The sequence below is a fragment of the Streptomyces sp. NPDC008139 genome, assembly GCF_042957025.1.
Lineage (GTDB): Bacteria > Actinomycetota > Actinomycetes > Streptomycetales > Streptomycetaceae > Actinacidiphila.
On sequence record NZ_JBIBHM010000004.1, the window covers coordinates 282,167 to 307,182 of the forward strand.

Consider the following 25,016-nt stretch of genomic DNA (forward strand, 5'->3'; position numbering starts at 1 on the left):
GACCGCCGGGGCGCGCCCGGTCACGCGTCCCAGACGGTCACCGCCGTCCGGTCGTCGGCGTAGCCCTTGACTCGGGTCTGGGCGTCGGCCAGATACGCGGCCATGCCGGGCGGTCCCGCGCCCCAGCGGCCTGCCAGGTGGACGGCCAGCGCGGGCTCGCCCCGCAGCGGTTCCGCGAGGCCGCCGCTGCACATCACCAGCGCGTCGCCGGGCTGGGCGACGGTGGCCCGGAAGCGGAACGGCGCCGCCGTCTCGTCCGGCGCCAGGTCCAGGTCCTGCCACGTGTCGTCCCTGATCCGGAACAGTCCGCCGTCGCCGACGCCGAAGAACAGCCGGGTCCGGCACTCCGGGTCCGCGGGCAGCAGCAGACAGCGCAACGAGGCGGTGTACGTGCCCTCGTCCAGGCCCAGATCCTCGCCGCGGGCCCGCAGGCGTCCGTAGCAACGGTCGGTCAGCCGGTGCAGGCCCGACTTGAGCGAGCCTCTGCGGGCCGCGCGCAGGTCGTCAGAGAGCCGGTTCCTGCTCCGGCCGACCGCGCCCGCGATCCACCGCACCGCGTCCTGCGCCGCCTTGTGCGCGTCGTCCGCCGCGCGGGCGCCGCTGGCCATCGCGACCAGCAGCAGCGCCTCGTCGCCGCTGCCGAAGCGTGCCGTGAGCAGGGCGTCCCTGCGGGGCTGGCCCCGGTACCGCGCCGAGTCGCCGCGCAGCGACACCGTCCGGACCGTCATGCGGCCGTACCGCGCGCCGTCCAGCACCGTGTCCGCCACCAGGGTGCCGAGGTCGTCCGGTTCCGCCTCCGGCCACGCGGTCGGCTCCGCCGCGTACGTCGGCGGCCCCCCGCCCACCACCTCCGGCTCCGCGACCTCGTCCCGCGCCCCCACCGCCGCCACCCACCCGGGCGGCAGTTCCGGCGCCCACCGCACCTCCCCTTCCACGAACCCCGTCTCCCGCCCCCACCCCGCCGCCGAGTCGGCACCCTTCCCGGCGCCCTCGGTCGGCCCAGTCCCGGCCGCGGCACCGTCCCGCTCCCCCACCTGCTCCTTCCGCCCGCCGACCGGCACGCCAACGACCGCGTGCCCCACCCCAGGACGGCGGGGCTCGACCGAGACGGACGGCTGCGGGGGAATGGGCTGATCGGGCCCCGATACGTCGGACTCGCCCGCCGCCGCCGGGACAGACTCGGCGTCAGCCGCCTGCGGGGACGGACCCGGCTGGGCGGGCTCCGCCTCGGCCGGGGCGACCCACGGGCGGCGGGGCTCGGCCGGGGCGGCCTCGGCGGCGGGTGCCTCCGGAGAAGGACCCGGCTGATCGTTCTGCGCTGCGGTCGGCACGCCCATGGCAGTCAGGCCCACCCATGGACGGCGGGGCTCGGGCGGGGCGGACGGCTGCGGGGGAATGGGCTGATCGGGCTCCGGTACGGCGGGCGGCTGGGCAGCCCAGGAGCGATCGACCTCCGCCCCGGGCGGGACAGCCCACGGAGAGCCGGGCTCCGGGGAGGCGGCGGGGGCCTCGCGGTCGGCCGGGGCAGGGTCGGCGTCAGCCGCCTGCGGGGACGGACCCGGCGGGGCGGGCTCCGCCTGGGTCGGGGGGGCCCACGGACGGCGAGGCTCGGGCGGGGCGGACTGCTGCTGCGGAATTGGCTGGGCGGGCTCGTCCGGTGTCGCAGGGGCGGGTGGTTGGGCCGCCGAAGGGGAACGATCGGGGTCCGGTCCGGGCGGGGCGGTCTGCGGGCTCGGGGGTGTGCTCGGCGTGGTCGGGGCGGGCGGCCAGGGGTAGTTGGGGTCCGCCGCGCCGGTCGGGGCGGTAGGCGGGCGGCGGGGCTCGGCCTCGGGGCGGTCCGGCTCGGGGGCGGCCCAGGAGTTGTCGGAGGGGGGCGGCTCGGGCGCGGGGCGGCGGGCTGCCGGGAGTTGGTCGAGTGCCGAGTCGGTCGGCGACGGCGGTCCGGAATCGTCCGGCTCGGCCGGTGCCGGTTCGGCTGTCTCGGGGGTCGGGGCCTGCCAGGCGGTGCGGGGCCAGAGGGCAGGCTCGTCCAGGGAAGCGGGTGCGGGGTCCTCGACGGCGAAGGTCGGGGTGGCCGACCAGGCGTCCCACGAGGCTCCGGGCGTATCGCCCTCCGGCGCCTCCGGCTCTTCGGCGACGGGCTCCGGAGCTGAGGCCGGCTCGGGGGCGGCCGAAGGTGAGCGGGTCCACCAGGAGTCGGACGCGGGGCGCGGCGCCTCGCGGGGCTCCGGGGCGGGGGCCGACGGCTCGGGGCGTTCCGCGAAGGTGGGAGCGGACGACCAGGCGTCCCAAGGGCGTTGCTCCGGCGGGGGCGGCGGCGCGGACTCGGGCGCTCCGGCCTCCGGAGCCTCTTCCGGTGGCGGCGGCGCCGTACCGAAGGTCGGCTCGGCCGACCAGGCGTCCCACGCGGGAGGGTCATCGACCGGCGGCGCGTCCGGCGCGGCGATCGTCGGCTTGGCGGGTGGTTCGGCCGAGGACTCGACCGGCGGCTCGACCGGCGGCTCGACCGGCACCTCGTCGACCGGCACCTCGTCGACCGGCACCTCGTCGGCCGGTACTTCGGGCGACGCGTCCTGCTGAGCCGGAATCGACACCGAAGCGGGCTCCGGAGCCGAGACCGGCACCGTGGTCGGAACCGGCGCCGGAGGCGCACCCGGCGTGCGCGGCGGCCCCGGCCAGGAAGGGGGCGGAGGCGGCGGAGTGGGCCGACGCAGTCGCAACGTGTCGGCGGCCGGCGTCGGCGGCGGAGGCGTCACCGCGTCCAGCGCCGTATCGAAGTGCGCGTCGACGGAATCCGGCGTGGCGGACGGCGTGGCCGCGTCGTCGTCGTACAACTGACGCCACCAGTCGTCCTCTTGGCTGCTGTGGGAGTCCCCCTGCTGGCTCATGCCCTTATTGTCCACCGCGCGGGCCGCCGGGAAACGTGGAACCGCCGGGCCGGCCCCGCCCCCACAGCAGGGCCGCCCGGCGGAGTCGCCGTCCCCGGCCGGGACCTCGGGAAAGATCCTCCGGGGACCGCACCGAGACCTTCGGACGCGTCCGAGACTTCTTCCGGGGGCTGCCACGGAAACCGTCCCCGGCGCCTTCCGTCCCGCCTCCCGCGAAGCCACCGAAAAGCTCCCCGTGAAGCTCTCCGCAAAGCTCGGTGTCGATCACACTGGCAGAGCGGACCTGCGGGAGTACAAGATGACCAAGGCGGGAAACCGCCGTGGCTCATTTCCGCCACCGTCACCACCACCGCAGGGAGGGGGCTCCGTGCTCGGCGCCATCGGTCTGGACGAAGTGCAGGAATCGACCTACCGGGCGTTGGTCGGCCTGGGCGCGGCCGAGGTCGGCGACCTGTCGCACCGCCTCGGGCTGAACGAGGAGGACGCGGGCCGCATCCTGCGCAGGCTGGAGGGGCACGGACTGGTCGCGCAGTCGTCGGCGCGGCCCGGTCGCTGGGTCGCCGCGCCACCGGCCGTGGCGCTGTCGGCGCTGCTGACCCGGCAGCGGCACGAGTTGGAGCAGGCGGAGCTGGCCGCCGCCGTCCTGGCCGCCGAGTTCCGCGCGGAGGCGACGGAACCGGCCGTGCACGACCTGGTCGAGGTGGTCACCGGCGCCAACGCGGTGGCGCAGCGCTTCCTGCAACTCCAGTTCGGCGCGGAGAGCGAGGTCTGCGCGCTGGTCACCGACCGCCCGGTGGCCATCACCGGTACGGAGAACGACGCCGAGCAGGAGGCGTCCCGACGCGGCGTCACGTACCGCGTGGTGCTGGAACGTTCCGTCGTGACGAGCCCGAGCGGTTTCACGGAGGTGTCCGCCGCGCTCGGCAGGAACGAACAGGTGCGGGTGGTGGACCGGGTGCCGACCAAACTGGTGGTGGCCGACCGGTCGTTGGCGATGGTGCCGCTGACCCGCCGCCTCGCCCAGCCCGCCGCGCTGGTCGTGCACGCCAGCGGGCTGCTGGAGTCGCTGATGGGGCTGTTCGAGGGAGTGTGGCGGCAGGGGATGCCGCTGAGCCTGGACGGGACGGGCACCGTGGCCGAGGAGTCCCCCGAGGCGCCGGACAGCACCGACCTGCGCATCCTCTCGCTGCTGCTGGCCGGTCTGACGGACGCCTCGGCGGCCAAGCAGCTCGACCTCGGGCTGCGCACCGTGCAGCGCCGGGTCAAACGGCTGATGGAGATCGCCGAGGTCACCACCCGCCTCCAGCTCGGCTGGCACGCCTACGAACGCGGCTGGGTGGCGCGCGGCGACACGGACATATGAGCGCGGGGCCGTACGCGGCGGACGCGATGCCCGGCGACCGGGCCGACGGTCCCGCCGGAAGGGTGAGCGCGCCACCGGACGGTTGACGGCGCGGCGGACCGACGACGTAGCCGCGGAGTACGAACGGCGTCCGAGCGGCGTACGAGCGGCGTACGCGAGTGGTCCTACGGGTCTCGGACAGGTCTCGCCTTGCGCCCCGAGGGTGATCCGCCCGGCGGACGGGCGCGTCATCGGGCAGGGTGGACTCATGGGGACCGCACAGGTGTGCCTGATCGGCGCGGTGATGCTGCTCGGACTCGTCGGTGTGCTGGCCCCCGGCGTGCCGGGGACGCTGCTCTGCTGGGCCGCCGTCATGTGGTGGGCGACGCAGGAGCACACGAGCCTGACCTGGGGCGTACTGGCCGGGGCGACCGGCCTGCTGGCCGTCGTCCAGGTGGTGGTGTGGCTGCTCCCGGCGCGCCGGATCCGCGATTCCGGCATCACCTGGCACACCGTGCTGGTCGCGGGCTCCTTCGCCATCGCCGGTTTCTTCCTGATCCCCGTGCTGGGCGCGGTCCTCGGCTTCGTCGGCACGATCTACGCGACCGAGCGCGTACGCCTCGGCGGCCACCGCGCCGCCTGGACCGCGACCCGCACCGCGATGCGCGCGGTGGGCGGCTCCGTCCTGGTCGAACTCCTGGCGTGCCTCGTCGTGGCGGGCGCGTGGCTGGGCGCGGTGATCGCGGGCTGACCGGCACCGGCACCGCGCGCAGGGGGAGGCGTACGGGGTGTGCGGTCGTACGGACATACGTATGGCCGTACGACCGCGTGTCCCCACTCGGCCTATGTCCCGGATAGGTCAAAGGTCCAATGGCCCGGTGCGCTCACCCGTGTGAGGGTGAAGGCATGGCAATCAAGACACCGAGGACAGCGCTGACCGAGGCCGAGCTGCGCTATCTGCGCACGCAGCGCCTCGGGCGGCTGGCGACCGTGGACGCGCAGGGCCGTCCGCAGGCCAATCCGGTCGGCTACTTCCTGCGCCCGGACGGCACGGTCGACATCGGCGGCTACACGATGGGCGCCACGAAGAAGTGGCGCAATGTGGCGGCGAACCACTATGTGTCGCTGGTCGTGGACGACATCGCGGGCACCGACCCGTGGACGGTGCGCGGGGTCGAGATCCGCGGCACCGCCGAGCAGGTCGTGGGCCCGCACGACCTCGGCGCGCAGATGAGCGACGAGTTGATCCGGATCCACCCGTACTCGATCATCGGCTGGGGCCTGGAGGACTGACCCCGCGCGCCGGACCTGCCGGGCGTCGCTTGCCCGACGGCCGCCCGGCCCGCACAAGGCGCACACAAGGCACACCCGTCTCACCTGCCGAACCGACACAGAGAGCGCTCTCACGCCGCGCCGGGGGACCCGTTACGCTGTGCGCGTACCGGCCCCCGGTTTTCTGTTATTTCCGCGCGAAGGAGACGTCCCTTGTCCGACCCGAGCTTCGCGCCGCGTCCTACGCTGGAGGCCGTCGCCGCGCGGGCCGGGGTGTCGCGTGCCACCGCCTCACGGGTGGTCAACGGCAGCGAAGGGGTACGGGCGCCGCTGGTGGAGCGGGTGCGCAAGGCCGTGGACGAGTTGGGGTATGTGCCCAATCAGGCGGCCCGTACGTTGGTGACGCGGCGCAACGACGCCATCGCGGTGGTGGTCGCCGAGCCGGAGACGCGGTTCTTCACCGACCCGTTCTTCGCGCAGCAGGTGCGCGGGATCAGCAAGGAACTCACCGCGCGGGACAACCAGTTGGTGCTGCTCCTGACCGAGGGGGCCGCGGATTACGAGCGGGTGGGCCGCTATCTGGCGGGCGGTCACGTGGACGGCGCGCTGATCTTCTCGCTGCACACCGACGACTCGCTGCCCGTGCTGGCCCGCAGGGCCGGGGTGCCCACGGTGATCGGCGGGCGACCCGGCTGGACCGATTTCGACAGCGACCACGGCACGTTGTACGTGGACTGCGACAACCGGGGCGGCGCGCGGGACGCGGTACGCCACCTGCTGGGGATCGGCCGCCGCCGGATCGCCCACATCGCGGGACCACTTGACCAGACGGCGTCGGTGGACCGGCTCGACGGCTTCCGTGACGTGCTGCCGGAGACCGACCCGCGGATGATCGCCGAGGGCGACTTCACCCCCGAGGGCGGCGCCCGCGCCATGGCCGAACTCCTCCAGCGCTGCCCCGACCTGGACGCCGTCTTCGCCGCCTCCGACGTCATGGCCTCCGGCGCCCTGCGCGTCCTGCGCACCTCAGGACACCGCGTCCCCGACGACATCGCCGTCGTCGGCTTCGACGACATGGTCTCCGTCGCCGAATGGACCGACCCGCCCCTGACCACCGTCCGCCAGGACATCGAGGAAATGGGCCGCCTCATGGCCCGCCTCCTCCTGCGCGCGGTGGCGCCGCCGACGGGCCCGCAGAGCGTCCCCGCCCTGTCCTCCATCGTCACGCCGACGCACCTCGTGGTCCGCGCCTCCGCCTGAGCGCCGAATCCCGGCCCGCGCACCACGCTTCCCCCTGAGCACCGCGCCGCGCACGTCCGAGGGCACTCGGCACCGCCCCACTCCGCCTGACATACCGTCACTTCATCGGATCGAACCCACACGCGAACACCGGTCCCCCACCTGTGGGTTGGGAACGTCGGGCGAAGGGAAGGTCACGAACAGGTAGCGAAGGTGAGGGCACGGTGAAGGCCGTGCCGGAGGCGAGGAGGTCCGACATGGCATACAGCGTGATTCTCGGCGTCGTGATCGTCGTGCTCGTGGTCGCCTGTGTCGTCGGCTCGTTCTGGAGTGCGGGCAGTCCGATCGCGGTGCGGCGCCGCCACCAGCAGGGTCCTGGCGGCGGCGCAGGATAGGGTCCGCCCCGTACGGTCGGCCGTACGGGACCCGGGTTCAGGACCGGCGGCGGTGGCCGCCGCCGCCGCCGCGCTTGCGCTCGTACATCTCCCGGCCCGCCGCGGTCCGTTGCTTCCACTCGCGCCGCATCTCGGAGCGCAGCCGCTGGTCGGTGCGTGAGGCGATCCACGCGTTCTCGCGCAGCAGCTTGCGGTAGCTCTCCAGACGGCGGTGCTGCAAGGTGCCGTCCTCCAGCGCTGCCAGGACGGCGCAGCCCGGCTCCGACTGGTGCGAGCAGTCCTGGAAGCGGCAGTCGCGGGCCAGTTGCTCGATCTCGGAGAACACCTGGTGGAGCCCGGACTCCGCGTCCCACAGGCCGACCCCGCGCAGCCCCGGTGTGTCGATCAGCACTCCGCCCTGCGGCATCGGCAGCAGGTCACGCGTGGTCGTGGTGTGCCGGCCCTTGCCGTCGGAGTCCCTGGTGGCCTGCACCTCCTGCGCTTCGCGCCCCAACAGGGCGTTGGTGAGCGTGGACTTGCCCGCGCCCGACTGGCCGAGCAGCACCGAGGTGCCGCCCGCCAGCAGCTCCGACAGCTCCTCGATCCCCTCGCCGGTCGTGGCGCTCACCACCAGGACCGGCACTCCGGGCGCCGCCGATTCGGCGTCCTCCAGCAGATAGGTGGTGTCCGGCACGAGGTCCGCCTTGGTCAGCGCGACCACCGGTTGCGCGCCGCTCTCCCAGGCCAGGGAGAGGAAGCGTTCGAGGCGCCCCAGGTCGAGGTCGGCCGCCAGCGACACCGCGATCACCGCGTGGTCGATATTGGCCGCGAGCACCTGGCCCTCGGAGCGCTTGGACGACGCCGACCGGACGATCGCGGTCCTGCGCGGCAGCAGCGCCCGCACCGACGGGCCCTTCGGCTGCGCCGGGTCCGGGTCGAACGCCGCCCAGTCCCCGGTGCACGCCACGAGCATCGGATCCGGCGAGTGCACCGGATCGGTGTCGGCGCGGACCGTCACCAGACCGTCCGCGCCGTCGGGGACGACGACGTCGCACATCCCCCGGTCGACCCGCACGATCCGCGCGGGCACCAGTCCGTCCGCCGCGTACGCCGAGAAGGCGTCGTCCAGCAGCGAGTCCCAGCCGTACGGGACGAGCGAGGACGAAGAAGAGGACGACGACGAGAGGGAAGAAAAGGAAGAAGACGAGAAAGACAAGGGAAACCCTTCCAACAGGGCCCCGGCACCGCGCGTCCGATCGGCGCGGCAGAAGAAGAGAGGTCAGCCGGAGACCACAGAGGTGAACTGAATGAACTTCCGCATCTGGGCAGCGCCCATCACAAAGGCAGTCATCGAGTCACACCTCCTGGCCGTACTCACGAGCCGACAGCGGCGAGCCACTTCTGCGGCTCCCGCTCCAACACCAGGGACCGTAGCCCCTCCCCCACCGCCTCCGCCACCGAATTAATGCCCGCCGCCGTGGGCGGGCAGAGAGCGCCGGAGCAAAGCGGAGGGATCTCCGGCAGTGGTACGGTCGGAGAAGCGGAGTGACCTCCGCTTGTTCTGGTGTCGCACGGGAACGGGATGCTCATGGCTTCCAGCGGGATGACCTCGGACGGGACGACGGCCGGCGGGGTGCGGCGGGCCGGAGGGGCGGGGGCGCTGGCCGGGCGGACGGTGTCGCGGGTCGGGTACGGGGCGATGCAACTGACGGAGCGGGCCGGACGGGCCGCCGCGGTCGCCGTACTGCGGCGGGCGGTCGAACTCGGGGTGGACCACGTCGATACGGCGCAGTTCTACGGCGACGGCTTCGTCAACGGGGTGATCCGCGAGGCGGTCAGGTCCGAGGACGAGGTGCTGGTCGCCAGCAAGGTGGGGGCCACACCGGATTCCGGCGCCCCGGTGCACCTGCGACTCGCGCAGAAGCCCGAGGAGTTGCGGGCGGCCGTGGAGGACAACCTCGCGAGCCTCGGCCTCGACCGGATCCCGCTGGTCAACTTGCGCCGCACCGATGTCGGGCCGGGCCTGCGGGCCGAGGGCGACCAGGTGGTCGAACTCGACGACCAGCTCGCGACGATGGTGGCGCTGCGCGACGAGGGCAAGATCGGCGCGATCGGGCTGAGCAGCGTGAGCCTGGACAATCTGCGCCGGGCGATCCCGGCGGGCATCGCGTGCGTGCAGAACGCGTACAGCCTCGTGGCGCGCGACGACGAGGACATGCTGGCCCTCTGCACCGCGCAGGACATCGCGTGGGTGCCGTACTTCCCGCTCGGCAGCGCCTTCCCCGGCCTGCCGAAGGTGACCGAGGAACCGGCGGTGATCGCGGCGGCGCGGGCGCTGGGCGCCACGCCCTCCCAGGTCGGCCTGGCCTGGCTGCTGCACCACGCGCCGAACGTCCACCTCATCCCGGGCACGTCGAACACCGCCCACCTCGAAGCGAACGTGGCCGCGGGCGCGCTCACGCTCGACGCCGCGACCCTCGCCGCGCTGGACGCCGTCCCGACCCGGCCGAACGACGCCCCGCTCACGTAACGCGGGGCGCGCGGCCGGACTCCCTCAGCGCGCCCCGAGGCTGGAGCCGCGCACGACGAGCTCCGGCTGGAGAACGACCTGGCGGTGCTCGTGGCCCTCGGGGTCCGCCGTCTCCTCCAGCAGCATCTCGGCGGCGAGCCGCCCCATCGCGACGGCGGGCTGCCGGACCGAGGTCAGCGGTACCGCCGCGGCGGCGGCGAATTCGATGTCGTCGTAACCGACGATGGCCATCTCCTCGGGGACCGCGATCCTGGCGGCGAAGACCGCCTGGAGGACGCCGAGGGCCAGCAGGTCGTTGGCGCAGAAGACGGCGGTGGGCCGGGGCGCCAGGCCGAGCAGCCGGGCTCCGGCGTCGCGGCCCGCCGAGACGTCCAGCCGCTCGGCGGACACCTCGGTCAGCGACTCGGGCGGCAGTCCGGCCTCGGCCAGCGCGGCGAGCGCCCCGGCGCGGCGGTCGCGGACCTGCGGGAGTTCGGGCGGGCCGCCGACGTAGACGATCGAGCGGTGTCCCGCGGCGATCAGGTGCTGGGCGGCGAGGCGTCCGCCGACGACGTCGTCCACCGAGACCGAGCAGACGGCGACGTCCGCCGAGACCCGGTCGACCAGGACGTACGGAATGCCCTGGCCGCGCAGCGTCTTGAGGCTGTGTCCGGTCGCGTCGGCGGGAGTGACCAGCACGCCGCGCACCCGCTGCTCGGCGAAGAGCGACAGGTACTCGACCTCCTCGCTGGTGCTCTGCGCGCTGTTGCAGACCATGACGCCGAGTCCGGCGGCGCGGGCGGCGCGCTCGGCGCCGCTGGCCACGTCGACGAAGAAGGGGTTGCCCATGTCGAGGACGAGCAGCGCGACGATACGGCTTGCCCCGGCCCGCAGTTGGCGGGCGGACTCACTCCGTATGTAGCCGAGGCGGCTGATGACCGACTGCACCCGGGTCCTGGTCTCCTCGGACACCAGGTCCGGGCGGTTGATCACATTGGAGACGGTCCCGACCGAGACACCCGCCTGCCGCGCCACGTCCTTGATCCCAACCATGGGCTCCACTGCTCCGTCCCGCCCGCCGCAGGCAGGGCTCCTCGTAACGCTCATCCGGCGTCGGCGCGACGTGCTCGACGTTCACCCGGAGTCAACGCATTGAACTTATTCAAGCACAGTGCGTGCTGGTTGATCCGGGCACGAACTGAATCGTTCCAACCTCTCATGTTCACGGAAGGTGGAACACCTCGGTGAGCGGGACCATCGCCGCGTCGGGCGCGACGCCGTCCAACTCCTCGAAGAAGCCCGCCATTTCCGCCTGCCAGCGGGCGTTCACCTCCGTACCGTCCATGGCGGCGCGCGCCCGCTCGAAGTCCTCGGTCTCCAGATAGCCGACGAGCAGGCCGTCCTCGCGCAGGAACAGCGAGTAGTTGTGCCAGCCGGCGGCGGACAGCGCCTCACGCATCCGCGGCCAGACGTCCGCGTGCCTGGCACGGTACTCGTCCAGCCGTTCCTGACGGACCTTCAACACAAAGCAGACGCGCCGCACTTGAGAATTTCCTTCCGCACACCGCCGGCCCGGACCCACAGGGCCGGCGGTCCAACTGCCTTACTGGGTAGTGCCGTCGGCTCAGAAGTTGAACTGGCCGATGTTCGCCTTGTCGAAGACGGTCGGCTTGCCGAGGACGATGACGCTGTCCTTGCCGATGGTGAAGGTGCCCATGTCGCCCGCGGTGAAGGTCTCACCCTCGGCGCCGGTGATCTGGCCGGAGGCCAGCGCGACGGCGGTGTAGCCCGCGAGCGCGCCGAGCTTGGCCGGGTCCCACAGCTCAAAGGACTGCACGGTGCCGTTGTTGACGTACGCGCGCATGTCGTTGGGCGTGCCCAGGCCGGTGAGCTGGACCTTCCCCTTGTACTTGGAACCGCTCAGGTACTGCGCCGCGGCCTTGATGCCGACCGTGGTCGGGGAGATGATTCCCTTCAGGTTCGGGTACTGCTGGAGCAGGCCCTGGGTCTGCTGGAACGACGCCTGCGCGTCGTCGTTGCCGTAGGCGACCTTGACGAGCTGGATGTCCTTGTACTCCGGCTTCTTCAGCTCGTCCTTCATGAAGTCGATCCAGGTGTTCTGGTTGGTGGCCGTCTGGGCCGCCGACAGGATCGCGATCTGGCCCTTGTTGTTGATCTGCTTGGCCATCAACTGGACCTCGGTACGGCCCAGGTCCTCCGCGCTGGCCTGCGAGACGAACGCGTCACGGCAGTTGGTGTTGGTGTCCGAGTCGTACGTGACGACCTTGACGCCGTTCTTGCGGGCCTGGTTCAGCGCGGTGCACAGCGCACCCGGGTCCTGCGCGGACACCGCGATGGCGCTGACCTGCTGCTGCGTCAGGGTGTTGACGTAGCTGACCTGGCCCGCGGTGTCGGTGCCGCTGCTGGTGCCGACCTCCTTGTACTTCTCGCCGAGCGCCTCGACGGCCTTCTTGCCGCCGTTGTCGGAGATGGTGAAGTACGGGTTGTTCACCTGCTTGGGCAGGTAGGCGATGGTCAGGCCCTTCTTGACGGGCGCGTTCGGGTCGGCGGAGGCCGACGCCTTCGTACCGGATCCGGCGGAGGCCGATTCCGAGTCCGAGCTGGACTTCTTGGTGGTGCCGCCACAGGCAGCGGCGCTGAGCGCGACGACGGCGACAACGGCGACCGCGGCCGCGGCGCGACGGGCGGGGGCGGTTCTGTACGACATGCGGGTGTCCTTTCGATGCCGCACTCGCGGCAGGTGACGACCAGGTGAGGGTGTTCGGACGACGTGCGTGGTGCGGGGGGTCAGGTGGCGGCCAGTGCGGCCGGTGGTGGCGCGTCGGCGGTTCTGCGCCGGGCTCGCGCCCTGCCCACCTGCCGGGCCACCCGCGGTGCCAGTACCGAGATCACCAGCAGGACTCCGGTGATCAGGATCTGGGACTGCGCGGAGACGTTGATCAGACTCATCACGTTCTGGAGCGCGCCGAGCAGGAACACTCCGGCGATCGCGCCGCCCAGCGTGCCCTTGCCGCCGTCGAAGTCGATGCCGCCGAGCAGCACACCGGCGATGACGGACAGTTCGAGGCCGGTGGCGTTGTCGTAGCGGGCGCTGGCGTAGTGCAGGGCCCAGAAGACGCCGGTGAGCGCGGAGATCGTGCCGGTGGCGACGAACATCGACAGCTTCAGCCGCTTGGTGCGGATGCCCGCGAAGCGCGCGGCCTCCTGCGAGGCGCCGACCGCGAACAGCGAGCGGCCGACCGGGGTGGCGTGCAGGACGACGACCGCGATGACCAGCAGGACGGCCCACGGGATGGCGGCCTGCGGGATGAAGGTGCCGCCGATCCGCGCGGAGCCGAAGTCCAGGTACTGCTGCGGGAAGTCGGTCACCGAGTTGGAGCCGAGCACGATCTGCGCGATGCCGCGGTAGGCGGCCAGGGTGCCGATGGTGACGGCGAGCGAGGGCAGTCCGAGCCGGGTCACCAGCAGGCCGTTGACCAGGCCGCAGACCACGCCGAGCAGGATGCACAGCGGGATGATCATCTCGATGGCCATGCCGTCGTTCCACAGCTTGCCCATGACGGCGCCGGACAGGCCCGCGGTGGAGCCGACCGACAGGTCGATCTCGCCGGAGATCACCAGCATCGTCATCGGCAGCGCGATGAGCGCGATCGGCAGGGTGTTGCCGATCAGGAACGACAGATTCAGCGCGTTACCGAAGTTGTCGACCAGGGAGAAGGAGCAGAGCAGCAGGACGACGAGCAGGGCTCCGACGACGGTGTCCCAGCGGAACGCGTCCCGCGCCCAGCCGGTGGCCGTACGGCCTGCGGTGGCGGGCTTCGCGCTCGCGGACGGCTTCGTACCGGCGGACGGCTTCGCGGCCTTCGCCGGACCGGTGGATTTCGTTGGCTCAGGCATGAGTTGTCGCACTCCTTGTCTGTGCGGCCCGCTTACGGAGCACCGCCGCGACCCGCAGCGCGACCACCCGGTCGACGGCGATGGCCAGCAGCAGGAGGACGCCGTCGATGGCCTGCACCCATACGGAGCTGACGCCGATCGAGGGGAGCACGCTGTTGATCGAGGTCAGCAGCAGGGCGCCGAGCGCGGCGCCGTACAGGCTGCCGGAGCCGCCGGTGAAGGCGACGCCGCCGACCACCACGGCGCTGACGACGGTGAGTTCGTAGCCGCTGCCGGTGCCGGAGTCGACATTGCCGAAGCGGGCGAGGTAGAGAGCGCCCGCCAGGCCCGCGAGGGCGCCGCAGACGATGTAGGCGGTGAGGATGCGCTTGCGGACCGGCACACCGGCCAGCCGCGCGGCCTCCGGGCTCGAACCGAGCGCGTACAGGTCGCGTCCGCTGCGGTAACTGCGCAGGTAGTACGCGGCGATGATCAGCACGACCGCAGTGAGCAGCGCGAGATACGGGACGGCGCCGAGGCCGTCGTGTCCGAAGCTGCCGAAGCCCGACGGGAGGTCGGCGGCGGTGATCTGCTTGGAGCCGAACCAGATCGAGTCCAGGCCGCGGATGATGTAGAGCGTGCCGAGGGTGACGACCAGCGCGGGCACCTGGCCGAGGCTGACCAACAGGCCGTTGACGATGCCGAATCCGGCGCCGAGGGCGACCGCGATCAGGATGGCGACCAGCGGATTGCCGCCGCCGCGCAGGAACTCGCCCGCGGCGAAGGCGGTGATGCCCAGCGTGGAGCCGACCGACAGGTCGACGTTCCGGGTGATCACCACCATGGCCTGGCCGACCGCGACGAGCACCAGGATGGTCGCGTTGAGCAGCAGGTCCTTGATGCCCTGCTGGGACAGGAAGGCGCTGTTGTCGAGCTGGGTGGCCAGCAGCATCAGCACCAGGACGACGAGGATGGCCAGTTCCCTGACCTTCAGCACCCGGTCGAGGAGGCCGCCGGCGGAGGCGGTGTCCGGCGGCGCGGCCGACGCCGGTTTGGCGGTCATGGTCATGCCGCGTTCCTTCCGCGGCCGGTGGCCGCTGCCATGACGGATTCCTCGGTGGCGTCCGCGCGCGGGATGTCGGCGGCCAGCCGGCCCTCGTGCATCACCAGGACACGGTCGGCCATGCCGAGGATCTCCGGGAGGTCGGAGGAGATCATCAGGACGGCGAGGCCGTCGGCGGCGAGCTGCGAGAGCAGCCGGTGCACCTCGGCCTTGGTGCCGACGTCGATGCCGCGGGTGGGCTCGTCGACGATCAGCACCCGGGGGTCGGTGGCCAGCCACTTGGCCAGCACCACCTTCTGCTGGTTGCCGCCGGACAGCGTGCCGACGACATCGGCGAGCCGGGCGTACTTCACCTGGAGGCGCATGGCCCAGTCGACGGCGCGGCTGCGCTCGGCGCCGCGGTCCATCAGGCCCGCGCGGGTGGTGGCCTTGAAGCCGGTGAGATTGATGTTGCGCTCGATGGACATCTCCATGACCAGGCCCTGTTCGCGGCGGTCCTCGGGTACGAGGGCCAGGCCCGCGGCCATGGCGAGGCTGGGGGCGCCGGACTTCAGCGGGCGGCCGTCGACCTCGACCTCGCCCGCGTCCCAGCGGTCCACGCCGAAGACGGCGCGGGCCACCTCGCTGCGCCCGGCGCCGACGAGTCCTGCCAGGCCGACGATCTCGCCGCGCCTGACGTCGAAGGACACGTCGGTGAAGACGCCTTCACGGGTCAGCCTGCGCACGCTCAGCGCGACGTCGCCGACCTTGGCGTCCTGCTTGGGGTAGAGCTCGTCCAGGTCACGGCCGACCATCCGGCGGACCAGGTCGTCCTCGGTGAGTCCGTCGACCGGCTCGCTGGCGATCCAGGCGCCGTCCCGCAGGGTGGTGACCTGCTGGCACAGCGCGAAGACCTCTTCCAGCCGGTGCGAGATGAACAGGACGGCGGCGCCGTCCTCGCGCAGCGCCCTGACGACGCCGAAGAGTCGGGCGACCTCGCTGCCGGTGAGGGCGGCGGTGGGCTCGTCCATGATCAGTACGCGGGCGTCGAAGGAGAGCGCCTTGGCGATCTCGACGAGCTGCTGGTCGGCGATGGACAGGCCGCGGGCTGGCTGGTCGGGGTCGAGATCGACGCCGAGCCGCTTGAAGAGTTGCTCGGTGGCCTTGTGCACGGCCTTGTGGTCGACCCGGCCGAGCGAGCGGCGCGGCTGGCGGCCGACGAAGATGTTCTCGGCGATGGAGAGGTCGGGGAAGAGCGTGGGCTCCTGGTAGATGACGGCTACACCGGCGTCGCGCGCGTCGGCCGGGCCGTGGAACACCACCGGCGCGCCGTCGAGCAGTACCGTTCCGGTGTCCGGTCGGTGCACCCCGGCCAGTGCCTTGATCAAGGTCGATTTGCCGGCGCCGTTCTCCCCCGCGAGGGCGTGCGCCTCACCCGCGTACAGCCGCAGTGAGACGTCGCGCAGTGCCCGTACCGCGCCGAAGGACTTGCTCACCCCCTCCAGCGCGAGGACCGGAGTCCGTTCCGGTTCGGGGTCGGTCATTGATGTCTCCTGGATCTCCCGGTCTTGCGCCGCGGGGTGAAATGTTTCAATGGAGTTGCCGGGACGTTAGCCCCGCTTGATCAGGCCGTCAAGAGTCCGTGGAAGCCATTTCCGGAGATCAACCCCCGACAGACGGCCAATCGCGGCTGGAAAGAGACCCTCTAGCAGTGCGTCCGGCTCATGTGACACGATTCAATAACGGCGACCGGCCCGCTATCGGGTTCTCGTCATGACCATTGACATGGCGCAGTGTCGCCTTTAAGGTGAGCCGTCAAATGAAACGATTCACAGAGGTTGCCATGACAGACCTGTCGGCCGTGAAGGCGGCGCTGAAGTCCCAGCGGATCGAGACCCCTTCGTGGGCCTACGGCAACTCGGGCACCCGTTTCAAGGTGTTCAGGCAGGAGGGCGTGCCGCGTAACCCGTACGAGAAGCTGGACGACGCCGCCCAGGTGCACGCGGCCACCGGCGTCGCGCCCATCGTCTCCCTGCACATCCCCTGGGACCTGGTGGACGACTACGCGGCGCTCGGCGCGTACGCGAAGGAGCGCGGCCTGACCCTGGGCGCGATCAACTCCAACGTCTTCCAGGACGACGACTACAAGCTCGGCTCGGTCACCAACGCCGACCCCGCGATCCGCCGCAAGGCCGTCAGTTACCTGCTGGAGTGCGTCGACATCATGGACGCCACCGGCTCGCGCGACCTGAAGCTGTGGTTCTCGGACGGCACCAACTACCCGGGCCAGGACGACATCGTCGCCCGCCAGGACCGGCTCGCCGAGGCGCTGTCCCAGGTGTACGACCGGCTCGGCGACGACCAGCGGATGCTGCTGGAGTACAAGCTCTTCGAACCCGCCTTCTACACCACGGACGTCCCCGACTGGGGCACCTCCTACGCGCACTGCCTCAAGCTCGGCGACAAGGCGCAGGTCGTCGTGGACACCGGCCACCACGCGCCGGGCACCAACATCGAGTTCATCGTCGCGTTCCTGCTGCGCGAGAAGAAGCTCGGCGGCTTCGACTTCAACTCCCGCTTCTACGCCGACGACGACCTCATGGTCGGCTCCGCCGACCCCTTCCAGCTCTTCCGGATCATGCACGAGGTCGCCAAGAACGGCGGCCTGAAGCAGGAGACCGGCGTCGCCTTCATGCTCGACCAGTGCCACAACATCGAGGCGAAGATCCCCGCGATCATCCGCTCGGTGATGAACGTCCAGGAGGCCACCGCCAAGGCGCTGCTGGTCGACCTCGACGCTCTCGGCGCAGCCCAGCGCGCCGGTGACGTGCTGGAGGCCAACGCCGTACTGATGGACGCCTACAACACCGACGTCCGGCCGCTGCTCGCCGAGGTCCGCACCGAACTGGGTCTCGACCCCGACCCGATGGCCGCCTACCGCGGCTCCGGCTGGGCCACCCGCATCACCTCGGAACGCGTCGGCGGCGAACAGGCCGGCTGGGGCGCCTGATTTTTTTCAAGGCTCGGTTCACCGCGCCAGTTTTTCAAGGCTCGGTTCACCTCCGCTGCGCTTAGTCGCTGTCGACAGTCGATCGTGCTCGGTTGCTCGTTCCTCACAACCTGCGCGCTCCCCCAGAGCTTCGCCTGGGGGTACCCCCACCTTTCGACAGCGACCGCTCCGCTTCGGTTCACTCGCCGACCCTCCTGACGGCGAGCCCACGCGGCCGACCGGCTTCGCGACGCGCAGTGGAGCCTCCGAGCCGGTCGAGCTCGTCACACCCGCACCCGTACTCATTCCTCCGAAGGACACCGCATGGCTTCCGCCTCCAGTTCCGACGACAGCACGGTCGGGGCGCTGCTCGGCCGTTCGAACCGGCTCGGATCCGATCCGCGCAACACCAATTACGCGGGCGGCAACACGTCCGCCAAGGGCACCGCGCCCGACCCGGTGACCGGGGCCGACACCGAGCTGATGTGGGTCAAGGGGTCCGGCGGCGACCTCGGTACGCTCACCGGCTCCGGTCTCGCGGTGCTGCGCCTGGACCGGCTGCGCGCCCTCACCGAGGTCTACCCGGGGGTCGAGCGCGAGGACGAGATGGTCGCCGCCTTCGACTACTGCCTGCACGGCAAGGGCGGTGCGGCGCCGTCGATCGACACCGCGATGCACGGCCTGGTGGACGCGGCGCACGTGGACCATCTGCACCCGGACTCCGGTATCGCGCTGGCGTGCGCGGCCGACGGCGAGGCGCTGACCAAGGAGTGCTTCGGCGACACCGTGGTGTGGGTGCCCTGGCGCCGCCCCGGCTTCCAGCTCGGGCTGGACATCGCGGCGGTCAAGGAGGCCCACCCGGAGGCGATCGGCTGTGTGCTGGGCGGGCACGGCGTCACCGCCTGGGGCGCCACCTCGCAGGAGTGCGAACGCAATTCGCTGCACATCATCCGCACCGCGGAGACCTTCCTCCAGGAGCGCGGCAAGGCCGACCCGTTCGGCGCGGTGCTCGACGGGTACGAGCCGCTGCCGGAGTCCGAGCGGCGCGTACGGGCCGCCGCGCTGGCACCGCTGCTGCGCTCGATCGCCTCCCAGGACCGGCCGCAGGTCGGCCACTTCACCGACTCCCCCGAGGTGCTGGACTTCCTGTCCCGCTCCGAGCACCCGCGGCTGGCCGCGCTGGGCACGTCCTGCCCGGACCACTTCCTGCGCACCAAGGTCCGCCCGCTGGTCCTCGACCTGCCCGCGGGCACGGCCCTCGACGAGGCCGAGGCCCGCCTGCGCACGCTGCACGAGGAGTACCGCGCCGAGTACGCCGCCTACTACGAGCGGCACGCCTCGCCCGACTCCCCCGCCATGCGCGGCGCCGACCCGGCGATCGTCCTCGTGCCGGGCGTCGGCATGTTCAGCTACGGCAAGGACAAGCAGACCGCGCGCGTCGCGGGCGAGTTCTACGTCAACGCCATCAACGTGATGCGCGGCGCGGAGGCCGTCTCCTCGTACAAGCCGATCGAGGAGTCGGAGAAGTTCCGTATCGAGTACTGGGAGCTGGAGGAGGCCAAGCTGCGGCGGATGCCGAAGCCGAAGCCGCTGGCCACCCGGATCGCGCTCGTCACCGGTGCCGGGTCCGGCATCGGCAAGGCCATCGCCCAGCGGCTGGTCGCCGAGGGCGCCTGCGTGGTCGTCGCGGACCTCGACGCGGACAACGCCGCCGCCGTGGCCGAGGAGTTGGGCGGTCCCGACAAGGCCGTCGCGGTCACCGTGGACGTCACCTCCGAGGAGCAGATCGAGGCGGCCTTCGCCGACGCGCTGCTCGCCTTCGGCGGGGTCGACCTCGTCGTCAACAACGCGGGCATCTCGATCTCCAAGCCGCTCCTGGAGACCACCGCCAAGGACTGGGACCTCCAGCACGACATCATGGCCCGCGGCTCCTTCCTCGTCTCCCGCGCCGCCGCGCGCGTCATGATCGAGCAGAAGCTGGGCGGCGACATCGTCTACATCGCCTCCAAGAACGCGGTCTTCGCCGGGCCCAACAACATCGCCTACTCGGCCGTCAAGGCCGACCAGGCCCACCAAGTGCGGCTCCTCGCCGCCGAGTTGGGCGAGTACGGGGTACGTGTCAACGGCATCAACCCCGACGGGGTCGTCCGTGGCTCCGGCATCTTCGCCGGTGGCTGGGGCGCCAAGCGGGCGGCCGTCTACGGCGTCGAGGAGGCCAAGCTCGGCGAGTTCTACGCCCAGCGGACGCTCTTGAAGCGGGAAGTTCTTCCCGAGCACGTCGCCAATGCCGTCTTCGCCCTCACCGGCGGGGAGCTGACCCACACGACCGGGCTTCACATCCCCGTCGACGCGGGCGTCGCAGCCGCCTTCCTCCGGTAGGCCGTCGGTGCGTCCGCCCTGCGCAGGGCCGGCTTTTAAGGGCACGACCCATGCGTTCGCCCTGCGCAGGACGTGCCCCGTCAGGGGCGCTGGGGGCACCTCCCGGCCGAAGGCTGGGGGAGGAACTGCGCGACAAGCCCCCACCGGGCCGGTGGTCGGGACACCACCGAATTGCCCCTCCGGGGCCGGTGGTGACCTGCGGGAGCGTCGTGGCTGAGCGCGCAGTTCCCCGCGCCCCGAAAAGATCGGCGCAACGCCAAGCGCAAGGACACCGCCCCCGGGCCGCGCCCCGAAAAGATCGGCCTGCCGCCCCCGGCAAAGGAGCCGCATGGGGGCGCCCCTAAAAGAAGTCGGCCTACCGACCCGGTAGGAGAGCCGTCCCGGGGCGCGGGGCGGGAAGAATGAAGCACCGCACTCCGCAGGAGTGGCCGTATAAGGAGAGGCATGATCGGCGAACCCCCATTCGCAAGCCCAGCCGCAGGCGTGTTCGCGGCGGCGGACCTCGGCGCGACGAGCGGCCGCGTCGTCGTGGGCCGGGTGGGCGGCGGGACACTGGCCCTGACGGAAGTGAACCGGTTCGCGAATGTGCCGGTGCGGCTGCCGAGCGGGCTGCACTGGGACCTGCCGGGCCTGTTCACCGGCGTTCTGGACGGACTGCGCGAGGCGGCGAGGTCGGGCGCCGCAGTGGCGTCCGTCGGCGTGGACACGTGGGCGGTGGACTACGGCCTGCTCGACGCGGACGGCACGCTGCTGGGGATCCCGTACCACTACCGGGACAGCCGTACGGCGCAGGTGGCGCCGCGGGTGCGGGACGAGATCGGCGCGCAGGAGCTGTACGCGGCCAACGGCCTCCAGCATCTGCCGTTCAACACCGTGTTCCAGCTCGCGGCGGCGCGGGACACGGTCCAACTGGCCGCCGCGCGGACGCTGTTGCTGATCCCCGACCTGCTGACGCACTGGCTGACCGGCAGTGTCGGTGCGGAGGTCACCAACGCCTCGACGACGGGCCTGCTGGACGCCCGTACGGGCGAGTGGTCGCGGGACCTCGCCGACCGGATCGGCCTGGACCCGGCGTTGCTGCCGGCGCTGCGGCAACCCGGCGACAGCGCAGGGGAGTTGCTGCCGCACATCGTGGCGGCGACAGGTCTGACGGCGGGGACGCGGGTCACCACGGTGGGCTCGCACGACACGGCCTCGGCGGTGGCGGCGGTACCGGCCACCGCGCCGGGTTCCGCGTACATCTCCTGCGGCACCTGGTCGCTGGCCGGGCTCGAACTGGACGCGCCGGTGCTCAGCGCGGCGTCGCGGGCCGCGAATTTCACCAATGAGCGCGGGATCGATGGCACGTTCCGCTATCTCAGGAACATCATGGGGATGTGGCTGCTGGAGGAGTGCCGTCGGGTGTGGGCCGCGCGCGGGGAGCCCTCCGAGTTGGCGTCGCTGCTCGCGGACGCGGGCCGCGCGGAGCCGTTCGGCGCGGTGATCGACCCGGACGCGCCGGAGTTCCTGGCACCGGCCGACATGCCCGCGGCCATCGCGGACTACTGCGTCCGTACGGGGCAGCGCCCGCCGGAGAGCCGGGGCGCGCTGGTCCGCTGCGTGCTGGAGAGCCTGGCGCTCGCGCACCGCAGGGTGCTGCGCAAGGCCGCCGAACTGGCCGACCGGGAGATCACCCACATCCATCTGGTCGGCGGCGGCAGCCGCAACGAACTGCTGTGCCGCCTCACCGCGGACGCGTCCGGGCTGCCGGTGATCGCCGGGCCCACCGAGGCGACCGCGCTCGGCAACATCCTCGTCCAGGCCCGCACCCACGGCCTCGTCGGCGATCTGGCCCAGATGCGGCAACTGGTGGCCGACACGCAGGAGTTGCGCCGGTACGAGCCGCGCGGCGACCTGCGCGCCTGGGACGCGGCCGACGCCCGTATCTCCGGCACCCTCGCCGCCCCCTGACTTCCCGTCATCCGCCCAACCGCCGTCCGCCATCCGCCCGCACGACCCCGAGGGAGCCGCGATGCGTGCCGCCCTGTTTCTCACCTGCGTGAACGACACGCTCTATCCACGGACCGGCCAGGCCGTCGTCGCGCTGCTGACGCGGCTCGGCGTCGAGGTGGACTTCCCGATGGGGCAGACGTGTTGCGGCCAGGCGCACTACAACACCGGCTACCGGCACGAGGCGGAGCCCCTGGCGCGCCGCCAGGCGCGGGTCTTCGCCGGATACGACTACGTGGTCACGCCGTCCGGCTCCTGCGCGGCGATGGTGCGGGACATCTACCCGCGCCTCGGCGAACGGGCCCGGGAGGAGGGCCGCGGCGACGAGTTGAGCGAGACGCTGGCCGACGTGGTGCCCAGGACGTACGAGTTGACGGAGTTCCTGGTGGACGTGCTGGGGGTGACGGATGTGGGCGCGTACTTCCCGCACACGGTGACGTACCACCCCACCTGTCACGGGCTGCGGATGCTGGGGCTCGGTGAGCGGCCCCGGCGGCTGTTGGAGGCTGTGAAGGGGCTTGAGCTGCGGGAGTTGGAGGGTGCGGAGGAGTGCTGCGGCTTCGGCGGCACCTTCGCCGTGAAGAATCCCGATGTCTCGGCCGCGATGGCCGCGGACAAGGTGCGGCACGCGGAGGAGACCGGCGCCGACGTGCTGTGCGCGGCCGACAACTCCTGCCTGATGCACCTGGAGGGCACGATGTCCCGGCAGCGCACCGCCATCCGCCCGGTGCACATCGCGGAGATCCTGGCCAGTACGCGGGAGCATCCGCTGACGGTCCCGACCGCCGGGGTTCCGGTCCATGTCGCCACGGGCGGCGGCGCGCGCAATGGAGGAGTGGTCCGATGAGTGGTACGTATCTGGGTCTGCCGTCGTTCCCGAAGGCCGCCGCCTCGTCCACGAAGGACACCCAGCTCCGCGCGAACCTCACCCACGCCACCCACACCATCCGCGACAAACGCGCCAAAGCCATCGGAGAACTCGCCGACTGGCCCCAACTACGCGCAGCGGGCGCCGCCGTCAAGGACCACACCCTGCGCCACCTCGACCACTACCTCCTCCAGCTCGAGGAGAACATCACCGCCGCCGGCGGCACCGTCCACTGGGCCCTGGACGCCGACGACGCCAACCGCATCATCACCGGCCTCGTCCAGGACACCGGCGAAACCGAAGTCGTCAAAGTCAAATCCATGGCCACCCAGGAAATCGGCCTCAACGACGCCCTGACCGCCGCCGGGATCACCGCCTACGAAACCGACCTCGCCGAACTCATCGTCCAGCTCGGCAACGACCTCCCCTCCCACATCCTCGTCCCCGCCATCCACAAAAACCGCCACCAGATCCGCGACATCTTCCACACCCAGATGGCCACCTGGGGCCGCCCCGCACCCGACAACCTCACCGACACCCCCGCCGACCTCGCCGAAGCCGCCCGCCTGCACCTGCGGGAGAAGTTCCTCCGCGCGAAAGTCGGGATCTCCGGCGCCAACTTCATGATCGCCGACACCGGCACCCTCGTCGTCGTCGAATCCGAAGGCAACGGCCGCATGTGCCTCACCCTCCCCGAAACACTCATCTCCGTCGTCGGCATCGAGAAGGTCATCCCCACCTTCCAGGACCTGGAAATCTACCTCCAGACCCTCCCCCGCTCCTCCACCGCCGAACGCATGAACCCCTACACCACCCTGTGGACCGGCACCACCCACACAGACGGCCCCAAAAACTTCCACCTCGTCCTCATCGACAACGGCCGCACCGACACCCTCGCCGACACCACCGGCCGCCAAGCCCTGCGCTGCATCCGCTGCTCCGCCTGCCTCAACGTCTGCCCCGTCTACGAACGCGCCGGCGGCCACGCCTACGGCTCCCCCTACCCCGGCCCCATCGGCGCCATCCTCACCCCCCAACTCCGCACCACCACCACCCCACTCGACGCCTCCCTCCCCTACGCCTCCACCCTCTGCGGCGCCTGCTACGACGTCTGCCCCGTCGCCATCAACATCCCCGAAGTGCTGGTGCACCTGCGTGAGCGGGTCGCCGAAGGCGCCACCACCACCCAGGACGGCAAACGCGTCACCATCAAGCCCGCGAAGGGGCACGCAGCCGAACGCGCCACCATGCGCGCCGCCCGCTGGGCACTCGACCACCCGGGCGTCATGCGCCAGGGCCAACGCCTCGCCACCCGCACCCGCCGCCTCCACCCACAACGACTCCCCGGACCCGGCAAGGCGTGGACCGCCACCCGCGACCTCCCCACCCTCCCCCCACAGACCTTCCGCGACTGGTGGCAGAAAAACCAACCGGCCGACCACCCGCAGACCCAGGAGAACGGCCAGTGACCTCCCGCGACACCGTCCTCACCCGCATCCGCAACGCCCTCGCGGACGTCCCCCGCGACGACCGCCCGCACGACACCCCCCTCACCAGGGACTACCTGCACACCCACGCCGACCGCACCCCGCAGGAGACCGCGACCCTGCTCGCGGAGAACCTCACCGACTACCGGGCCCACGTCCACCACACGGACGAGGCCGGACTGCCCGCGACCGTCGCCCGGCTGATCGCCGAGCACGGCAGCCGCAGCGTCGTCACCCCGCAGGGCCTGCCCGCGCACTGGCTCGACGCGATCGGCCCGGACACCGAGCGGCACACCGACCGGCCCGAGCAGACCACCTACGACCTCGACGCGATCGACACCGTGATCACCGGCTGCGCGCTGGCCATCGCCGAGACCGGCACCATCGTGCTCGACACCTCCCCCGACCAGGGCCGCCGCCGGATCACCCTCGTCCCCGACCACCACATCTGCGTCATCACCCCCGCGCAGATCGTCGCCTCGGTCCCCCAGGCCCTCCCCCGCCTGGACCCCACCCTGCCCCAGACCTGGATCTCGGGCCCCTCCGCCACCAGCGACATCGAACTCGACCGCGTCGAAGGCGTCCACGGCCCCCGCACCCTGGACGTCATCATGGTTGTGTGATCGCACAAACAAGGCGGACGGCTGGATCGTGCGGCTTATGCAATGCGCCAGGAGACTTATCCCTCGCAGATGCGTCACTATGATCGTCACAATGACCTGGTGCGCGGCAGAGAGAGAG

Annotated in this window: 20 protein-coding genes; 12 read left to right on the forward strand and 8 right to left on the reverse strand. The window is 71.6% G+C overall.

The features are described 5' to 3' along the window. Positions 1-20: 20 nt before the first annotated feature. Positions 21-2,888, reverse strand: a complete 2,868-nt coding sequence (locus tag ACFZBB_RS10170) for a protein phosphatase 2C domain-containing protein (RefSeq protein WP_391119768.1) — start codon at positions 2,886-2,888, stop codon at positions 21-23. Between the two features lie 367 nt (positions 2,889-3,255). On the opposite strand from ACFZBB_RS10170, the gene ACFZBB_RS10175 reads away from it, so the two are divergent. The 5 genes from ACFZBB_RS10175 to ACFZBB_RS10195 all read left to right on the forward strand — a co-directional run bounded on the left by ACFZBB_RS10175 (position 3,256) and on the right by ACFZBB_RS10195 (position 7,136). After that, on the forward strand, positions 3,256-4,251 hold the full coding sequence (locus ACFZBB_RS10175; protein WP_391119770.1) for a helix-turn-helix domain-containing protein: 996 nt from the start codon (positions 3,256-3,258) through the stop codon (positions 4,249-4,251). Positions 4,252-4,498: 247 nt separating this feature from the next. Next, complete coding sequence (locus ACFZBB_RS10180) at positions 4,499-4,981, forward strand: DUF456 domain-containing protein (RefSeq protein WP_188282878.1); 483 nt, start codon at positions 4,499-4,501, stop codon at positions 4,979-4,981. A 155-nt stretch (positions 4,982-5,136) separates the two neighbouring features. Continuing rightward, positions 5,137-5,523, forward strand: a complete 387-nt coding sequence (locus ACFZBB_RS10185; protein WP_355350185.1) for a PPOX class F420-dependent oxidoreductase — start codon at positions 5,137-5,139, stop codon at positions 5,521-5,523. A gap of 192 nt (positions 5,524-5,715) precedes the next feature. Next, positions 5,716-6,762: a substrate-binding domain-containing protein gene (locus ACFZBB_RS10190; RefSeq protein ID WP_391119773.1), complete on the forward strand. Its 1,047-nt coding sequence runs from the start codon at positions 5,716-5,718 to the stop codon at positions 6,760-6,762. Positions 6,763-6,998: 236 nt separating this feature from the next. Then, positions 6,999-7,136, forward strand: a complete 138-nt coding sequence (locus ACFZBB_RS10195) for a hypothetical protein (protein WP_188282881.1) — start codon at positions 6,999-7,001, stop codon at positions 7,134-7,136. 37 nt (positions 7,137-7,173) lie between these two features. Here the strand turns inward: ACFZBB_RS10195 and rsgA are convergent, their stop codons facing one another. Then, the gene (gene rsgA / locus ACFZBB_RS10200; RefSeq protein ID WP_391119775.1) at positions 7,174-8,331 is read right to left on the reverse strand and encodes a ribosome small subunit-dependent GTPase A; all 1,158 of its coding nucleotides are present in this window, start codon (positions 8,329-8,331) and stop codon (positions 7,174-7,176) included. A 372-nt stretch (positions 8,332-8,703) separates the two neighbouring features. On the opposite strand from rsgA, the gene ACFZBB_RS10205 reads away from it, so the two are divergent. Further along, positions 8,704-9,645 (forward strand): aldo/keto reductase, encoded by a 942-nt coding sequence (locus ACFZBB_RS10205; RefSeq protein WP_391119777.1) that lies wholly within the window; start codon positions 8,704-8,706, stop codon positions 9,643-9,645. Positions 9,646-9,669: 24 nt separating this feature from the next. Here the strand turns inward: ACFZBB_RS10205 and ACFZBB_RS10210 are convergent, their stop codons facing one another. The 6 genes from ACFZBB_RS10210 to ACFZBB_RS10235 all read right to left on the reverse strand — a co-directional run bounded on the left by ACFZBB_RS10210 (position 9,670) and on the right by ACFZBB_RS10235 (position 16,107). Beyond that, complete coding sequence (locus ACFZBB_RS10210; RefSeq protein ID WP_391119779.1) at positions 9,670-10,686, reverse strand: substrate-binding domain-containing protein; 1,017 nt, start codon at positions 10,684-10,686, stop codon at positions 9,670-9,672. A gap of 160 nt (positions 10,687-10,846) precedes the next feature. Then, a complete protein-coding gene (locus ACFZBB_RS10215; protein ID WP_188282885.1) occupies positions 10,847-11,167 on the reverse strand; it encodes an L-rhamnose mutarotase in 321 nt (106 codons plus the stop codon). An 81-nt stretch (positions 11,168-11,248) separates the two neighbouring features. Then, positions 11,249-12,352: a rhamnose ABC transporter substrate-binding protein gene (gene rhaS / locus ACFZBB_RS10220; RefSeq protein WP_391119781.1), complete on the reverse strand. Its 1,104-nt coding sequence runs from the start codon at positions 12,350-12,352 to the stop codon at positions 11,249-11,251. Positions 12,353-12,432: 80 nt separating this feature from the next. Beyond that, positions 12,433-13,542 carry an ABC transporter permease gene (locus ACFZBB_RS10225; RefSeq protein ID WP_391119783.1) on the reverse strand — a complete coding sequence of 370 codons (1,110 nt, stop codon included), beginning with the start codon at positions 13,540-13,542 and terminating at the stop codon, positions 12,433-12,435. Next, the gene (locus ACFZBB_RS10230; RefSeq protein ID WP_391119785.1) at positions 13,535-14,590 is read right to left on the reverse strand and encodes an ABC transporter permease; all 1,056 of its coding nucleotides are present in this window, start codon (positions 14,588-14,590) and stop codon (positions 13,535-13,537) included. The genes ACFZBB_RS10225 and ACFZBB_RS10230 overlap by 8 nt, the downstream gene beginning before the upstream one ends. Next, positions 14,587-16,107: a sugar ABC transporter ATP-binding protein gene (locus ACFZBB_RS10235; protein ID WP_355350157.1), complete on the reverse strand. Its 1,521-nt coding sequence runs from the start codon at positions 16,105-16,107 to the stop codon at positions 14,587-14,589. The genes ACFZBB_RS10230 and ACFZBB_RS10235 overlap by 4 nt, the downstream gene beginning before the upstream one ends. A gap of 299 nt (positions 16,108-16,406) precedes the next feature. Here ACFZBB_RS10235 and rhaI point away from each other — a divergent pair, with 299 nt between their 5' ends. From rhaI to ACFZBB_RS10265, 6 genes are all read left to right on the forward strand, one after another. Next, positions 16,407-17,573 (forward strand): L-rhamnose isomerase, encoded by a 1,167-nt coding sequence (gene rhaI, locus ACFZBB_RS10240; protein ID WP_188282894.1) that lies wholly within the window; start codon positions 16,407-16,409, stop codon positions 17,571-17,573. Positions 17,574-17,876: 303 nt separating this feature from the next. Continuing rightward, positions 17,877-19,931: a bifunctional aldolase/short-chain dehydrogenase gene (locus ACFZBB_RS10245; protein ID WP_391119787.1), complete on the forward strand. Its 2,055-nt coding sequence runs from the start codon at positions 17,877-17,879 to the stop codon at positions 19,929-19,931. Between the two features lie 444 nt (positions 19,932-20,375). Further along, positions 20,376-21,881, forward strand: a complete 1,506-nt coding sequence (locus ACFZBB_RS10250; RefSeq protein ID WP_391119789.1) for an FGGY-family carbohydrate kinase — start codon at positions 20,376-20,378, stop codon at positions 21,879-21,881. Between the two features lie 61 nt (positions 21,882-21,942). Continuing rightward, the gene (locus ACFZBB_RS10255; RefSeq protein WP_391119791.1) at positions 21,943-22,767 is read left to right on the forward strand and encodes a heterodisulfide reductase-related iron-sulfur binding cluster; all 825 of its coding nucleotides are present in this window, start codon (positions 21,943-21,945) and stop codon (positions 22,765-22,767) included. Beyond that, positions 22,764-24,257, forward strand: a complete 1,494-nt coding sequence (locus ACFZBB_RS10260) for an LUD domain-containing protein (RefSeq protein ID WP_391119793.1) — start codon at positions 22,764-22,766, stop codon at positions 24,255-24,257. Before ACFZBB_RS10255 ends, ACFZBB_RS10260 begins: the two co-directional genes overlap by 4 nt. Next, positions 24,254-24,898, forward strand: coding sequence for an LUD domain-containing protein (locus tag ACFZBB_RS10265; protein ID WP_391119795.1), 645 nt, complete (start codon positions 24,254-24,256; stop codon positions 24,896-24,898). The genes ACFZBB_RS10260 and ACFZBB_RS10265 overlap by 4 nt, the downstream gene beginning before the upstream one ends. Positions 24,899-25,016 lie beyond the last annotated feature (118 nt).

Coding starts and splice junctions, on each gene's coding strand:
- ACFZBB_RS10225 (WP_391119783.1), bottom strand. CDS start 13,542: ATGCCTGAGCCAACGAAATCCACCGGTCCGGCGAAGGCCGCGAAGCCG.
- ACFZBB_RS10230 (WP_391119785.1), bottom strand. CDS start 14,590: ATGACCATGACCGCCAAACCGGCGTCGGCCGCGCCGCCGGACACCGCC.
- ACFZBB_RS10245 (WP_391119787.1), top strand. CDS start 17,877: ATGGCTTCCGCCTCCAGTTCCGACGACAGCACGGTCGGGGCGCTGCTC.
- rhaS (WP_391119781.1), bottom strand. CDS start 12,352: ATGTCGTACAGAACCGCCCCCGCCCGTCGCGCCGCGGCCGCGGTCGCC.
- ACFZBB_RS10170 (WP_391119768.1), bottom strand. CDS start 2,888: ATGAGCCAGCAGGGGGACTCCCACAGCAGCCAAGAGGACGACTGGTGG.
- rhaI (WP_188282894.1), top strand. CDS start 16,407: ATGACAGACCTGTCGGCCGTGAAGGCGGCGCTGAAGTCCCAGCGGATC.
- ACFZBB_RS10260 (WP_391119793.1), top strand. CDS start 22,764: ATGAGTGGTACGTATCTGGGTCTGCCGTCGTTCCCGAAGGCCGCCGCC.
- ACFZBB_RS10195 (WP_188282881.1), top strand. CDS start 6,999: ATGGCATACAGCGTGATTCTCGGCGTCGTGATCGTCGTGCTCGTGGTC.
- ACFZBB_RS10250 (WP_391119789.1), top strand. CDS start 20,376: ATGATCGGCGAACCCCCATTCGCAAGCCCAGCCGCAGGCGTGTTCGCG.
- ACFZBB_RS10180 (WP_188282878.1), top strand. CDS start 4,499: ATGGGGACCGCACAGGTGTGCCTGATCGGCGCGGTGATGCTGCTCGGA.
- ACFZBB_RS10205 (WP_391119777.1), top strand. CDS start 8,704: ATGGCTTCCAGCGGGATGACCTCGGACGGGACGACGGCCGGCGGGGTG.
- ACFZBB_RS10235 (WP_355350157.1), bottom strand. CDS start 16,107: ATGACCGACCCCGAACCGGAACGGACTCCGGTCCTCGCGCTGGAGGGG.
- ACFZBB_RS10185 (WP_355350185.1), top strand. CDS start 5,137: ATGGCAATCAAGACACCGAGGACAGCGCTGACCGAGGCCGAGCTGCGC.
- ACFZBB_RS10255 (WP_391119791.1), top strand. CDS start 21,943: ATGCGTGCCGCCCTGTTTCTCACCTGCGTGAACGACACGCTCTATCCA.